The following is a 13,511-nucleotide window of genomic DNA, read 5'->3' on the forward strand; positions in this document are numbered from 1 at the left end:
GCGGCTCCTCTCAGACGTACCAGGCGACGATGTGCGCGATGGCGCCGTCGTCGTAGATGGGCAGGGCGACCATGGCGTCGTAGCCCTCGGTCAGCTTGGGTGAGCCGGCGAAGATCTCGGGCAGGCCCGAGGCCAGCACGCGGCCGACGTTGCCCTGATTGGCGGCGATGCGGCGCGGCGGCTCCTGCGTGTCGTCGGTCCAGAGCGCGCCCTCGCGCTCGCAGATGCCGTCGACGAGGATCGCGGCTTTGTCCTTGCCGACCTTCACGGGCCGGGCGTCCCAGATCTCGAACCGGCGGGCGATGGGGGTGCCGCGCGCCGAAAGCAGCGTCAGCACGAAGGTCTTGTCGCCGGGCACCGGGATCGGCAGGCCGAGGCCTGTGGTCAGCCCGGCCTTGCCGGCGCTGTCGGCGCGGATGAAGCGGTAGCCCGAGCCGAGGTCGCGGAACAGCATCGGCGTCTCGGCCGACCACACGCCGCCGGGCAGGCCCTGGCCGCGCGGGAAATGCGTGTGCTGCGACACCCATTCGAAATGCTTGGCGGCGCCGTAGTAGCCGTCGTCGAGCATCAGAAGCCCGTCGGCCTCGTGCCAGACCTCGATGGCGCCGGTGCGGTTCGCGTCATCGCCGCAGAGCACCACCAGCACCGCCCTGAGCGTGTCGCCGTCGAACACCGGCACCGCCACGGCCGAGGTCAGCCCGGCCTCGGCCGCGGCCTCGATGCGCTTGAAATACGAGCCGTCGAAGCCCTTGAGCACCACCGGGCGCTCTTCGGCCCAGGCCTTGCCCGGCAGGCCCTCGCCCTTGCCGAAGCTGATGGCGCGGGTGGCCTCCTCGAAGGCGGCGAGCCCGCCGTAATTGCCCGTGGCGAGAACCAGCCGGTCCCCCTCGGGTATCCAGTATTCGGTGACCTGGATGAAGGTCTTCACAGGTGCGTCGAGAACGGTGTCCACGAATCTGCCCCCTTGTCATAGAGGTTGCGTTGGGTCGCGCCCCGGCGCGTGGTCCGGGGCACCTGCCTTTCAGGCGGCCTTCTTCTTCTCGGCTTTCGCGTCGGTCTTGCCGTGCTTGCCGTGCTCGTATTCCTCGAGGAAATTCAGCACCTGCTCGCGGTAGAGGTAGTAGTCCGGGTGCTCGAGCAGCGCCTTGCGGGTGCGCGGGCGGGGCAGGTCGACATCGACGATCTTGCCGATGGTGGCCTGCGGGCCGTTGGTCATCATCACCACGCGGTCGGCGAGCAGGATGGCCTCGTCCACGTCATGGGTGACGCAGATCGCGGTGACCTTGGTGCGCGACCAGACCTCCATCAGCACCTCCTGAAGCTCCCAGCGGGTGAGGCTGTCGAGCATGCCGAAGGGCTCGTCGAGCAGCAGCAGCTTCGGCGAGAGGGCGAAGGCCCGGGCGATGCCCACGCGCTGCTTCATGCCGTTCGACATGTCGGCGGCGCCGCGGTCCATGGCATCGGCGAGACCGACGCGCTCGAGGTAGTACTCGACCACCTCCTGGCGCTCGGCCTGGCTGGCGCGGGGGTAGACCTTGTCGACACCGATGGCGCAGTTCTCGCGGGCGGTGAGCCACGGGAAGAGGTTCGGCGACTGGAACACCACGGCGCGCTCGGGATCGGCGCCCTCGACGTGGCGGCCGTCGAGACGGATGCCGCCCCTGGAGATGCTGTTGAGGCCCGCGGCCATGGTCAGCACCGTGGACTTGCCGCAGCCCGAGTGGCCGATCAGCGAGATGAACTCGCCCTTGTTGACCTTGAGGTTGAAATCCTCGACCACGGTCAGCGGCCCCTTGGGGGTGGGGTAGATCTTGTGCAGCTGCGAGAAGTCCAGGAAGCGCTCCTCGATCATGCCTTCCTGCGCCTGTGCCACCGCCGCGGGGATGTCCGAGGCCGCGCCGTGGATCGGGGTGACGTCGGGCAGGTTGCGCGAGCCCTCGGTCTTGGCGCTGATGCCCACGTCCATGAGGTAGGTCGTGACCTCGGCGCGCAGGCGCTTGAAGGTTTCGTCGTGGTTCATCTCGCCCCGGTCGCGCGGGCGCGGGATGGTGACCGGGAACTCGGACCCCAGCGTGCCGTCCGGGTTCAGCGCGATGATGCGGTCGGCCAGCATGATCGCCTCGTCCACGTCGTTGGTGATCAGCACGCAGGTCTTCTTGTCCTGCTCCCAGATGTGCTCGATCTCGTCGGCGAGGTTGGCGCGGGTCAGCGCGTCCAGCGCCGAGAGCGGCTCGTCGAGCAGCAGCACCTCGGGGCTCATGGCGAGCGCCCGCGCCACGTTGACGCGCTGGCGCATGCCGCCCGAAAGCTCGGCCGGGCGGCGCGTGGTGGCGTGGGAGAGGCCGACCATCTTCACGTACCTGGCGACGGTGGCGTCCTTCTCGGCCTTGGGCATCTTCGGGAAGACGCTGTCGAGCGCGAGCCGGACGTTGCCGTTCACCGTGAGCCAGGGCATCAGCGAGTAGTTCTGGAAGATCACGCCGCGCTCGGGGCCTGGGCCGTCGATCGCGGCGCCCTTGAAGGTGACCTTGCCCTTCGTGGGTTTCTCGAGCCCCGCCATCAGGTTGATGAGGGTGGTCTTGCCAGTGCCGGAGAAGCCGAGGAGCACGAGGAACTCGCCCTCCTTCACCTCGAGGTCGATGTCCCTGAGGACGTCGGTCCTGCGGGTGCCTTCGCCGAAGCTCTTCGAGACGTTGTCGAACTTGAGAATGCTCATTGAGGTATCCTTTCGCGTTATCGCTTCGCGACCTGAGCGCTGGCTTGCTTGCGCCATCGCTTCGCTGCCTGAGCGCCGATGGTCTCCGGACGGGACCGGTTCAGCGGTTGTTCGAGAAGGTGAAGAGCGATTGCAGGGCGAACATCACGCGATCGAGCAGGAAGCCGATGATGCCGATGGTGAAGACCGCGACCATGATCTTGGCCAGCGACGAGGAAGAGCCGTTCTGGAACTCGTCCCACACGAACTTGCCGAGGCCGGGGTTCTGGGCGAGCATCTCGGCGGCGATCAGCACCATCCAGCCAACCCCGAGCGACAGGCGCAGGCCGGTGAAGATGAGCGGCAGGGCCGAGGGCAGGACCAGCTTGGTGATCTTGGTCCAGGTGTTCATCTTGAGCACCTTCGAGACGTTGACGAGGTCCTTGTCGATCGAGGCCACGCCGAGCGCGGTGTTGATCAGCGTCGGCCACAGCGAACACAGCGTCACGGTGATCGCCGAGATCAGGAAGGACTTGGAGAAGAGCCCGTCGTTGGTGGCCACCGCGGCGGAGATGATCATCGTCACGATGGGCAGCCATGCCAGCGGCGAGACCGGCTTGAAGATCTGCACCAGCGGGTTGATGGCCGAGTTGGCGTAGGGCGAGAGGCCGGCAAGGATGCCCAGCGGGATGGCGACGCAGGAGCCGATCAGGAAGCCGAAGAACACAGTTTTGATCGAGGTCCAGATCTGCTCGTAGTAGCTTGGCGCGCCAGTGTAGGCGACGTCCTTGACCTGGTCTTCCTTGCCCGCGGCGATGAGCTTCTCGTTGCGCGCCGCGACCATGGTCTCGAACTTCTCCCTCTTCGCGGCCTTGGCTTCGGCGTCCTGGTGCAGGAGCACGGCCTCGTGCCAGACCTCTGCCGGGCCGGGGACGGCGCCGAGCGAGGTCTGCACCCTGGGCGCCAGCGTGCCCCAGAGCAGCAGGAAGGCCACGATGGCGACCAGCGGCACGCCCAGCAGCAGCCAGATGTCCTTCATCTGGGCGCGGGGATTGTCGCCGGCGGCGGCTTTCAGGATCGGGGTGATCCAGGCGAGGCCGAGGACGCGGAACCATGCGTCGGCCTTGTTGATGCGGGTGAAGAGGCGCGCCCGGCGGGCCTCGCGCGCGGCGTCACGGGCGTATTCGGGATCGACGGTGGTCATCGGAGGGTCCTCGGGGTTGGATGGATCGGGACGGGGCGGGCGCATCGCCCCGCCCACCGTCCCGTGGTCTGTCGTCTCGGGAGGTGGGACTCGGGGAGGTGGGGCTCGGGGAAGGGGCGGCAGGCGCACCCGAAGGTGCATCTGCCATCTGTCCTGGAGCGCCCCCAGGCTGCGCCCGTCAGGGCACAGCCTGGAAGCAACATCAGCCCTGGATCTCGTTGCCGATGACCTTCTGCTCACCTTTCAGGCCGATCGGCAGGCTCTCGAGGTAGGCGTTGGGCTGCTTGCCGTCGTATGGGATGCCGTCGATGACGTCCTCGGCCGGGGTCGCGTCCTTGTAGCCGTCGCTGTCCCAGGGGAAGTCGGCCTCGTCGGCGAGCCCCTCGTCGACCAGCGCGCGGGCGGCCTCGAGGTAGATCTCGGGCTTGTAGACCGACCTGGCGATCTCGTCGTACCACGCGTCCGGCTTGGCCTCGGGGATCTGGCCCCAGCGGCGCATCTGGGTGAGGTACCACACCGCGTCCGAGTAGAACGGGTAGGTGGCGTTGTAGCGGAAGAACACGTTGAAGTCGGGAACCTCGCGCTTGTCGCCCTTCTCGTACTCGAAGGTGCCGGTCATAGAGTTGGCGATCACCTCGGCGTCGGCGCCCACGTATTCCGGCTGCGAGAGCATCTGCACCGCTTCCATGCGGTTGGCATTGTCGTTCTCGTCCAGCCACATGGCGGCACGGATCAGCGCCTTGACGACGGCCTTGGTGGTGTTCGGGTTCTCTTCAGCGAACTCGGCGGTGATGCCGAAGACCTTCTCGGGGTTGTTCTTCCACAGCTCGTAGTCGGTGATCACCGGAACGCCGATGCCCTTGAACACGGCCGCCTGGTTCCACGGCTCCCCCACGCAGTAGCCGTAGATGGTGCCGGCCTCGAGGGTGGCGGGCATCTGCGGCGGCGGGGTCACCGAGAGCAGCACCTCGGCGCCGATCTGGCCGGTGACGTTTTCGGGCGAGTAGTAGCCGGGCTCGAGCCCGCCGGCGGCGAGCCAGTAGCGCAGCTCGTAGTTGTGGGTCGAGACCGGGAACACCATGCCCATGTTGAAGGGCTTGCCCTCGGAGCGGTACTTCTCGACCACCGGCGCCAGCGCGGAAGCGCTGATCGGGTGCTGCGGCAGGCCGTCGGCGTTGGTCGGGATGTTGGGCTTCATCTCTTCCCAGACGGCGTTCGACACGGTGATGCCGTTGCCGTTCAGGTCCATCGAGAAGGGGGTGATGATATGCGCCTCGGTGCCGTAGCCGATGGTGGCCGCGAGCGGCTGGCCGGCCAGCATGTGCGCGCCGTCGAGCTGGCCGCCGATCACGCCGTCGAGCAGCACCTTCCAGTTGGCCTGCGCCTCGAGCGTCACGAAGAGGCCTTCGTCGAGGAAGTAGCCCTGCTCGTAGGCCACCGCGAGGGGCGCCATGTCGGTGAGCTTGATGAAGCCGAAGGTCAGCTCGTCCTTTTCGAGGTCCTGCGCGAGAAGCGGCGAGGACAGTGCCGTGGTGGCGGTAAGTGCGAGGAGAAGGTTCTTCATTCGTCCGTTCCGTCCCTGGGTGCTGGTCCGGATGTTGCGTCCCGGACCGAAAAAACAAAAAAGCCGCCGACTGGCCGCGACGGAGGAAGGTCGCGGCAGTCGAGCGGCTTTGCTCGGATATCCCAAACGCTGGGAGAATTTCGGGAAGCAGGCGCCATTGCATGCTTCGTGAAGCTTCTATGCGGGTGAATCGGCGCGCCGGGCAAATGAAAACGCACGAAAGACGTATCTTTTACCGGGTGGTAAAACGGTTCATGCTGCAGATGCACAAAAAAGTCGCGTCAGTTCCGCGAGGGTTCGAAAATGCGGCCGTCGAAGAACGAATCCGGCCCGAGGAAGAGCCGTCCCCCGACCGAGGCCACTGCGGTCTCTTCGCTCAGCGCGCCCTCCATCTTCGAAGAGGCGCCGGGCAGGTCGGCGCGGGTCGGTCTCAGCGCCTCGCGGTAGAGATCGCTGCGGAACACCCCGCGCGCGGCGCGCGCGGCGGTGGTGCGGTCGAGCCCGGTGCGGGCGGCGAGTTGCATGCCGATCCACTCCGCCTGGCTGCGCCACGGGAAGTTCGCGGCGCTGCAGTGGAACTCGACGAAGCCCTCGACCGAGCGTTCCTCGCCCTGCGGCGAGATCACCATGCGCCCGGTGAGCGCGCGGTCGAGGATCTCGGGCGGCAGGTCGAGGTATTCCTTGCGGCTCAGCAGCTCGGCCGCGAGCGTCGGCGCCCCGGGTTCGGCCAGCCAGCGGCCGGCGCGCCAGGTCGCGCGGATCAGCCGGCCGAGCAGGTCGGGCTCGGCCGCGGCCCAGTCGCTGCGGACCGCCAGCACCTTTTCGGGGGCAAACTTCCAGATCGCGTTGCCCGGCAGCAGCAGCGTGCCGACGCCGTTCTCGACCGCCATGCTCCCCCATGGCTCGCCGACGCAGAAGGCGTCGATCTCGCCGGCCTTGAGCGCGTCGGCCATCAGCGAGGGTGGCACGGTGCGGATATCGACGCTCTGCGGGGCGGGGAGCCCCAGCGCCGAGAGCCAGTAGTAGAGCAGCTCGGCGTGCATCGAGAAGGGGAAGGGCACGCCCAGCCGCAGCGGCTGGTCGCAGACCGCGATCAGCGCCTCGCCGGCGGCGCGGGCGTCGCGGAAGCCGAAGTCGTGGCCATGCGCGCGCAGCTTGGCGGCGAGCGCGTTGCTGACCCCGATGCAGTTGCCGTTGACCGACAGCACCGAGACCGCCGAGAGCGCCGTGCCGGTGCCGCCGAGCCCGAGGGCCGCGGCCACGGGCACGGGCGAGAGCATGTGCGCGGCCTCGACCCGGCCGAAGGTCAGCAGATCGCGGACCGAGGACCACGACGGCGCGCGCCGCAGGTCGAGCGCGATGCTCTCCTCGGCGGCGAAGCCCATCTCGTGCGCCACGATGAGCGGCGCGGCATCGACCAGCGGCAGGAAGCCGACAGAGAGCTGAGCCGCGATCATCCCAGCAGTCCCGCCGCGGTGACCAGCGCCGCCGCGACCTCGGCCACCCGGCGGCCCTGGTCCATGGCGGTCTTGCGCAAAAGCGCGTAGGCCTCGTCTTCGTTGATGCCGCGGGCCTTCATCAGCATGCCCTTGGCGCGGTCGATCATCTTGCGCTCTTCCAGCGCCCGCTTGGTCTCGGCAAGCTCGGTGCGCATGCGCTGGAACATGCGGAAGCGGGCAATGGCCGCGTCCATGATCGGCTTCACCCGCTGCGGTTTCATGCCGTCGACGATATAGGCCGAGACCCCGGCCTCGATGGCGGCCTCGGTGAGGCCGGCGCCGTCGCGGTCGACGAACATGGCGACCGGCCGGTCGTGCGGGCCCGAGGCCAGCGCCAGCTCTTCGAGCATGTCGCGCGAGGGGCTCTCGATGTCTATGAGCACCACGTCGGGGTTCAACGCCTGGATGCGGCGAGCAAGCCCGGTGGGTTCTGAGATCACGTGAATGTCGTAGTTTCCGGCATCGCGGAGGCTGTCGACGATCAGCAGCGCGCGGTCGCGGTCAGGTTCGACGACAACGATGGAAAGTGCGGCGGTCATGGCGCCACAAAAGGCCGGGCGGCGGGCGGAAGTAAAGCAGCCGCCCGCGCCGGGGCCTGTCAAACGGGCAGCGTGCCCGTTTCTTGTGCAGTGCGTCAGCCGAGCTCGAGCGTCGCGACCGCATAGAGTGTGTCGGCCGCCTCCGGGGGCGTGCCGCGGTACATGCGGGCGGTCTCGAAGGTGGCGACGAAGCCGCGCGCCTTGAGCGCCTCGCGGAAGCCGCCCTGCGCTGAGGGCACGTCGAGGATGAAGGCCTCTGCGCCGAGCGCGGCGGCGGCCGCATCGGCCAGCGCCAGCGCGGTCTCGCCGTCGGGCGCCACCACCGGGCCGATCTTGCAGCCCTCGCGGCAGAGCCGGGCGGTGGCGAAGCCCGCGGGGCCCTCCGGCCCGTCGAGCACCAGCGTGCGGCGGGTGTCGCAGTCCGCCAGCCACGCCCCGAGGAAGCGCGGGCGGGTGATGCCGTTCGCGGTCTCGTCGAGCGCGGTGAGCGCGGGCAGGTCTTCGGGCGTGGCGCCGCGCAGGGCAGGGGCGGGCCGTGCCGCGCCTTCGAAGCGCGAGGTCGCGCCGGTCAGCGCAAAGCCCGAGCGGGCGTAGTTGGCCTGCTGCTCGGCGACGCCGTCAAGCCCGACGGTGCGCTCGCCCGCATGCGCGAGCGCGTGTTTCCAGAGCGCGAAGGCCACCCCCTTGCCGCGCCAGTCCGGGCGGCAGAGGTAGAGGCCGAGAAAGGCGAAGCTGTCGGAGTGGTTGACCACCGAGATCGCGGCGACGATCTCGCCGTCCTCCTCGGCCACGAAGAACCCCACCGGGTCGGCAGCGTGAAAGGCCCGCGCGTCGTCTAGGCCCGGGTTCCAGCCCTCGTCCGCCGCCCAGTCGATGATCAGGCCGACCTCTTCCGCCGTCGCAGTCCGCATCATTCCGATAGTGCCTCCCTGAGCGATTGCGGCACCGAGCCGCGCTCGCGCAGGTCTAGCGAAGTGAGCAGATCGAGCAAGTGGCTCTTCATCAGGTCCTCGGCCAGCGTGCCGTCTCCGGCGGCGAAGGCCTGCAGCAGCGCGTGGTGGGCGTGACTTTCGCAAAGCGCCGCGCGGCGCTGCCAGTAGAGCGCGATGATCAGGGACGAGCGCGAAACCAGCTGGGCGATGAACTCTTCGACGGTCTTCTGGTCGGCGATGCGGGCGATCTCGACATGGAAGAGCCCCGACAGATGCAGCGCGCGGCCGGTGTCGCCCTCGTCGAGCGCGCGGTGCTCGTCGTCGATGTGCGACTGCAGGCGGGCGAGGGCGGCGGGTGTCATGCGCTCGGCGGCGGAGCGTGCGGTGCGCGGTTCGAGCAGGGCGCGGGCCTCGAACACCTCGCGCGCCTCCTTGACCGTGGGCTGGGCGACAAAGGCGCCGCGGTTGCGGCGCAGGTCCACGAGGTGCATGTGCGCGAGCTTCTGCAACGCCGCGCGCACCACGGTGCGGCTGACGCCGTAGACTTCGCCCACCTCGTCCTCGCTCAGTTTCATGCCCGGCGCCAGCCGGTGTTCGTGGATCGCCGTCGCCATCCTGTCGACGATGCGCTCGTCGCCGCTCTCGGTTTTCTGCGCTGCCCGCGCCATGGTTCTCGTCCCGTCAGCTTGTCCGCCAACTGTGGGGCGGCGGCAGCGATTCTCAAGCCGAAGGGAGGCACATGCCGTTTGTGAGCATGATTGTATACGATTCTCGCTTCAATCATGTGCGCAATCCTGTCGCATAAGCTGAATTCCCGGGCATTCCCGGTCTGGCACCGGCACCGGTGCGAAAAGCCTTTCCCTGCGAACCGGGTGTTGCCGCAGCGTGAGCACAGATCGCAACAGGGGGCCTATGATGCGGACGGAAGACGATCTCGAACTCGTGCACCTGACCAAGCGCTACGGCGACACCGTGGCGGTGCGCGACATCAACCACGTCTTCAACAAGGGCACCTATGTCTGCCTGCTGGGGCCGTCCGGCTGCGGCAAGTCCACGACGCTGCGCATGATCGCCGGGCACGAGGACGTGAGCGACGGCTCGATCCTGCTGCAGGGACAGGACATCGCGCACCTGCCGCCCGCCAAGCGCGGCACTGCCATGATGTTCCAGAGCTATGCGCTGTTCCCGCACCTCTCGGTGCGCGACAACGTGGCGTTCTCGCTGCGGATGAAGGGCGAGGACAGGGCCACGCGCCACCGCGCCGCCGACGAGATGCTCGAACTCGTGGACATGGGCCACCTCGCCGCGCGCCTGCCGGCACAGCTGTCGGGCGGGCAGCAGCAGCGGGTGGCGCTGGCGCGGGCGCTGGTGACCAAGCCGCGGGTGCTGCTGCTCGACGAGCCGCTCTCGGCGCTGGACCCGTTCCTGCGCATCCGGGTGCGGGCCGAGCTCAAGCGTCTGCAGCGCGAACTGGGCATCACCTTCATCCACGTCACCCACGGCCAGGACGAGGCGCTGGCGCTCGCCGACGAGATCGTGGTGATGAACAACGCGGTGATCGAGCAGGCGGGCCACCCGCGCGACGTCTTCGCCGCCCCCCGCACCGAGTTCGTTGCCCGCTTCATGGGCGGGCACAACGTGCTGTCGTGGAACGGCGGCCGCTACGCGCTGCGCGCCGACGACGTGCTGCTGGCGCCGCAGGGCCAGCCCGCGGTCGTGCGCACCGTCGAATACCAGGGGCACCACGTCGCGATGACCGCGGCGATGGGCGAGCAGGAGATCCTCGCCTACGTGCCCGAGGCTGCGTTCTTCGCGGATCCGAAAAGCCCCGGCGATGCGGTCAGCCTCGCCTGGGAAGAAGGGCGGCTGCACCGCCTCGAAGCCTGACGGACGCGCAACGTCCGCACCACAGATCAGACCCGTCCAACGGAGAGAGGACCAATCATGGCCAAAACCGGATACACCCGCCGTGCGCTGCTCAAGGGAGGCGCCGCCGCGGCCGCCGCATCGGCGCTGCCCGCCCCGATGCTGTGGGCGCAGGACATCAAGAACATCACCCTGCGCCAGTTCGGCACCGGCGTGTCGAACCTCAACGAGGTGGGCCAGAAAGTGAAGGAGGATCTCGGCTTCACGCTCGAGATGACCGCGCTCGATTCCGACAGCGTGACCCAGCGCGCCGCGACCCAGCCCGACAGCTTCGACATCGCCGACATCGAGTACTGGATCTGCAAGAAGGTCTGGCCGACCGGCAACCTGCAGGCGATGGATGTCTCGAAGATCGCCAACTACGACAAGATCGTCGGCATCTTCAAGGACGGCAAGCTGACGCCCGAGTCCGAGATCGCGCAGGGCACCGCGCCGCACACCGTGGGCTTCGTCGAGGGCGAGGGGTCGACCACCTTCGCCACCGAGCAGACCAACTGGATGACGCTGATCCCGACGATCTACAACGCCGACACGCTGGGCATCCGCCCGGATCTCATCGGCCGTCCGATCAACAACTGGTCCGAGCTGCTGAACCCCGAGTTCAAGGGCAAGGCCTCGATCCTCGACATCTCGTCGATCGGCATCATGGACATGGCGATGGTCTGCGAGTCGATGGGCGAGATCCAGTACGGCGACAAGGGCAACATGACCCGCGAGGAGATCGACAAGACCTTCGCGATCTTCACCGAGGCCAAGCGCAACGGCCAGTTCCGCGCCTTCTGGAAGACCTTCGACGAGTCGGTGAACCTGATGGCCTCGGGTGAGGTAGTGATCCAGTCGATGTGGTCGCCCGCCATCACCGCGGTGAAGTCGCGCGGCATCGACTGCGTCTACCAGCCGCTGGAAGAGGGCTACCGCTCGTGGGGCGGCGGCATCGGCCTGTCGAAGTCGCTGACCGGCATGGAGCTGGACGCGGCCTACGACTACATCAACTGGTACCTCTCGGGCTGGGTCGGCGGCTTCCTGATGCGCCAGGGCTACTACTCGGCGGTGCCCGACACCTCGAAGGAGTTCATGTCCGAGAACGAGTGGGGCTACTGGTTCGAGGGCAAGGAAGCCACCGCCGAGATCACCTCGCCCTTCGGCGACGTGCTGGCGCAGGCCGGCGACACCCGCGACGGCGGCTCGTTCTACGACCGCATGGGCTCGGTCGCCTGCTGGAACGCCGTCATGGACGAGAACCAGTACATGGTCCGCAAGTGGAACGAGTTCATCGCGTCCTGAGCGTGACGAGCGGTTTCGCCGGCTGACGCCGGCGACCGGCCGGGGGGCTTCCGCCCCCCGGACCCCCCGAGAGTTCAGGGGCAAGATGAAGACAGGGGCCATGTGCCGAGGGGCTGATCCGAAATGCTGAAGAACCGCCATGTGACGGGCTGGCTGCAGGCCGCGCCGCTATCGCTGATCCTCGCGGGGTTCCTGATCCTGCCGATCGCGACCATCGTGACAGTGAGCTTCTGGCAGGCCACCGAGTTCTCGATCATCCCGGCGTTCTCGATGGAGAACTACGCGTTCCTGTTCGGCTCGGACGTGACCTACCGGGTGTTCCTCGCCACCTTCAAATATGCCGCGATCACATGGGCGCTGACCCTGCTGATCGGCTTCACGGTGGCCTATTACCTGGCCTTCCACATCCGCTCGCAGACGGTGCAGATTGCGCTGTTCCTGCTGTGCACCATCCCGTTCTGGACATCGAACATCATCCGGATGATCTCGTGGATCCCGTTCCTCGGGCGCAACGGCATCGCCAACAGCACGCTGATCGACCTCGGGCTGATCGACGCGCCGCTGGAGTGGCTGCTCTATTCCGATTTCTCGGTGATCCTTGCCTTCGTGCATCTCTACACGCTGTTCATGGTGGTGCCGATCTTCAACACCATGATGCGCATCGACCGCTCGCTGATCGAGGCGGCCTACGACAACGGCGCGAGCGGCTGGCAGACGCTGATGCACGTGATCGTGCCCCTGACCAAGCCCGGGATCATGATCGGCACCATCTTCGTGCTGACGCTGATCATGGGCGATTTCATCACCGTGCGCTTCATGAGCGGTTCGCAGAAGGCCAATGTCGGCCGGCTGATCTCGAACGACATCTCGCTGCTGCAGTATCCCTCTGCCGCGGCCACCGCCGTGGTGCTGCTCTGCACGGTGCTGATCGTGATCGGCATCCTGCTGCGCTTCGTCGACATCCGGAAGGAGCTCTGAGCCATGCCCCTCATCGCAACCCGCGCCGCGCGTGCCCGCAAGGAGAGCTGACATGGAAAAGCGTTCCCGCTCCTTCTACGTGCTGACCGCCTTCTTCGCGCTCTTCATCCTGTTCCTCTACGGCCCGACGCTGACCATCGGCGTGCTGAGCTTCCAGGGGCCGCAGGGCGGTCTGACCTTCCCGATGAACGGCGTCTCGCTGCACTGGTTCCGCGACCTCTTCGAGGAGCAGGCGGTGGGAGACATCTGGGGCGCCTTCCGCCGCAGCCTCGCGCTGGGGCTGATGGTCATGGTCACCACCGTCGTGGTCTCGGTGATGGGCGGGCTCGCCTTCCGCAAGCGCTTTGCCGGGTCGGGGGCGCTTTTCTACCTGATCATCGCGTCGCTGGTCATTCCCTCGATCCTGATCTCGCTGGGCGTGGGGCTGATCTTCAACCAGTTCGGTCTGCGGGTGCACTGGGCGACCTCGGGCTTCGGCTCGCAGCTGACCTGGACGCTGCCCTTCGGCCTGCTCATCATGTTCGCGGTCTTCAACCGTTTCGACCGCTCCTACGAGGAGGCCGCCCGCGACCAGGGCGCCAGCGCGTGGCAGACCATCCGCTTCGTGGTGCTGCCGATCATCGCGCCCTCGCTGATCGGGGTGGCGCTCTTCGGCTTCACGCTGAGCTACGACGAGTTCGCCCGGACCCTGCTCACATCGGGCAGTTACAACACCCTGCCGCTCGAGATCTTCGGCATGACCACCAACGTCACCACGCCGGTGATCTACGCGCTGGGCACGCTGACGACGCTGTTCTCCTTCCTCATCATCGGGGCCTTCATCGTCACCGTCTGGGGGCTGGGCAAGCGGCGGGCGCGGCTCGGGTCGGACGCGGGCAAGGGCCTCTGAG

Annotated in this window: 12 protein-coding genes; 4 read left to right on the forward strand and 8 right to left on the reverse strand. The window is 67.5% G+C overall.

Going from position 1 to position 13,511, the window contains the following annotated elements:
- Positions 1-10 precede the first annotated feature (10 nt).
- The 8 genes from BLQ77_RS06700 to BLQ77_RS06735 all read right to left on the reverse strand — a co-directional run bounded on the left by BLQ77_RS06700 (position 11) and on the right by BLQ77_RS06735 (position 9,101).
- A complete protein-coding gene (locus BLQ77_RS06700) occupies positions 11-952 on the reverse strand; it encodes a GAF domain-containing protein (RefSeq protein ID WP_008884448.1) in 942 nt (313 codons plus the stop codon).
- Positions 953-1,021: 69 nt separating this feature from the next.
- Positions 1,022-2,716 (reverse strand): ABC transporter ATP-binding protein, encoded by a 1,695-nt coding sequence (locus BLQ77_RS06705; RefSeq protein WP_089957020.1) that lies wholly within the window; start codon positions 2,714-2,716, stop codon positions 1,022-1,024.
- Positions 2,717-2,816: 100 nt separating this feature from the next.
- Positions 2,817-3,899 (reverse strand): ABC transporter permease, encoded by a 1,083-nt coding sequence (locus tag BLQ77_RS06710; RefSeq protein ID WP_040384099.1) that lies wholly within the window; start codon positions 3,897-3,899, stop codon positions 2,817-2,819.
- A gap of 202 nt (positions 3,900-4,101) precedes the next feature.
- Positions 4,102-5,463: a CmpA/NrtA family ABC transporter substrate-binding protein gene (locus BLQ77_RS06715; protein WP_089957023.1), complete on the reverse strand. Its 1,362-nt coding sequence runs from the start codon at positions 5,461-5,463 to the stop codon at positions 4,102-4,104.
- A gap of 281 nt (positions 5,464-5,744) precedes the next feature.
- Complete coding sequence (locus tag BLQ77_RS06720) at positions 5,745-6,920, reverse strand: CmpA/NrtA family ABC transporter substrate-binding protein (protein WP_089957027.1); 1,176 nt, start codon at positions 6,918-6,920, stop codon at positions 5,745-5,747.
- Entirely contained in the window at positions 6,917-7,501 is a 585-nt protein-coding gene (locus tag BLQ77_RS06725; RefSeq protein ID WP_008885510.1) for an ANTAR domain-containing response regulator, read from the reverse strand. Before BLQ77_RS06725 ends, BLQ77_RS06720 begins: the two co-directional genes overlap by 4 nt.
- 95 nt (positions 7,502-7,596) lie before the next feature.
- A complete protein-coding gene (locus BLQ77_RS06730; protein WP_089957030.1) occupies positions 7,597-8,415 on the reverse strand; it encodes a GNAT family N-acetyltransferase in 819 nt (272 codons plus the stop codon).
- Positions 8,412-9,101 (reverse strand): GntR family transcriptional regulator, encoded by a 690-nt coding sequence (locus tag BLQ77_RS06735; protein ID WP_008883639.1) that lies wholly within the window; start codon positions 9,099-9,101, stop codon positions 8,412-8,414. The genes BLQ77_RS06730 and BLQ77_RS06735 overlap by 4 nt, the downstream gene beginning before the upstream one ends.
- A gap of 247 nt (positions 9,102-9,348) precedes the next feature.
- Between BLQ77_RS06735 and BLQ77_RS06740 the strand changes: the two genes are divergently transcribed.
- The 4 genes from BLQ77_RS06740 (at position 9,349) to BLQ77_RS06755 (ending at position 13,510) form a co-directional block, all read left to right on the forward strand.
- Positions 9,349-10,320: an ABC transporter ATP-binding protein gene (locus tag BLQ77_RS06740; protein WP_040384459.1), complete on the forward strand. Its 972-nt coding sequence runs from the start codon at positions 9,349-9,351 to the stop codon at positions 10,318-10,320.
- 57 nt (positions 10,321-10,377) lie between these two features.
- Positions 10,378-11,643, forward strand: a complete 1,266-nt coding sequence (locus tag BLQ77_RS06745) for an ABC transporter substrate-binding protein (protein WP_008886299.1) — start codon at positions 10,378-10,380, stop codon at positions 11,641-11,643.
- A 123-nt stretch (positions 11,644-11,766) separates the two neighbouring features.
- Complete coding sequence (locus BLQ77_RS06750; RefSeq protein WP_089957034.1) at positions 11,767-12,621, forward strand: ABC transporter permease; 855 nt, start codon at positions 11,767-11,769, stop codon at positions 12,619-12,621.
- Positions 12,622-12,673: 52 nt separating this feature from the next.
- Complete coding sequence (locus tag BLQ77_RS06755) at positions 12,674-13,510, forward strand: ABC transporter permease (RefSeq protein WP_089957038.1); 837 nt, start codon at positions 12,674-12,676, stop codon at positions 13,508-13,510.
- Position 13,511 lies beyond the last annotated feature (1 nt).

It is taken from the genome of Salipiger thiooxidans, assembly GCF_900102075.1.
Taxonomy (GTDB): Bacteria; Pseudomonadota; Alphaproteobacteria; order Rhodobacterales; family Rhodobacteraceae; genus Salipiger; species Salipiger thiooxidans.

What these genes read in the sequence shown, in the direction of transcription:
- BLQ77_RS06705 (WP_089957020.1), bottom strand. Translation starts at nt 2,716, where the DNA reads ATGAGCATTCTCAAGTTCGACAACGTCTCGAAGAGCTTCGGCGAAGGC.
- BLQ77_RS06710 (WP_040384099.1), bottom strand. Translation starts at nt 3,899, where the DNA reads ATGACCACCGTCGATCCCGAATACGCCCGTGACGCCGCGCGCGAGGCC.
- BLQ77_RS06715 (WP_089957023.1), bottom strand. Translation starts at nt 5,463, where the DNA reads ATGAAGAACCTTCTCCTCGCACTTACCGCCACCACGGCACTGTCCTCG.
- BLQ77_RS06720 (WP_089957027.1), bottom strand. Translation starts at nt 6,920, where the DNA reads ATGATCGCGGCTCAGCTCTCTGTCGGCTTCCTGCCGCTGGTCGATGCC.
- BLQ77_RS06725 (WP_008885510.1), bottom strand. Translation starts at nt 7,501, where the DNA reads ATGACCGCCGCACTTTCCATCGTTGTCGTCGAACCTGACCGCGACCGC.
- BLQ77_RS06730 (WP_089957030.1), bottom strand. Translation starts at nt 8,415, where the DNA reads ATGATGCGGACTGCGACGGCGGAAGAGGTCGGCCTGATCATCGACTGG.
- BLQ77_RS06735 (WP_008883639.1), bottom strand. Translation starts at nt 9,101, where the DNA reads ATGGCGCGGGCAGCGCAGAAAACCGAGAGCGGCGACGAGCGCATCGTC.
- BLQ77_RS06740 (WP_040384459.1), top strand. Translation starts at nt 9,349, where the DNA reads ATGCGGACGGAAGACGATCTCGAACTCGTGCACCTGACCAAGCGCTAC.
- BLQ77_RS06745 (WP_008886299.1), top strand. Translation starts at nt 10,378, where the DNA reads ATGGCCAAAACCGGATACACCCGCCGTGCGCTGCTCAAGGGAGGCGCC.
- BLQ77_RS06750 (WP_089957034.1), top strand. Translation starts at nt 11,767, where the DNA reads ATGCTGAAGAACCGCCATGTGACGGGCTGGCTGCAGGCCGCGCCGCTA.
- BLQ77_RS06755 (WP_089957038.1), top strand. Translation starts at nt 12,674, where the DNA reads ATGGAAAAGCGTTCCCGCTCCTTCTACGTGCTGACCGCCTTCTTCGCG.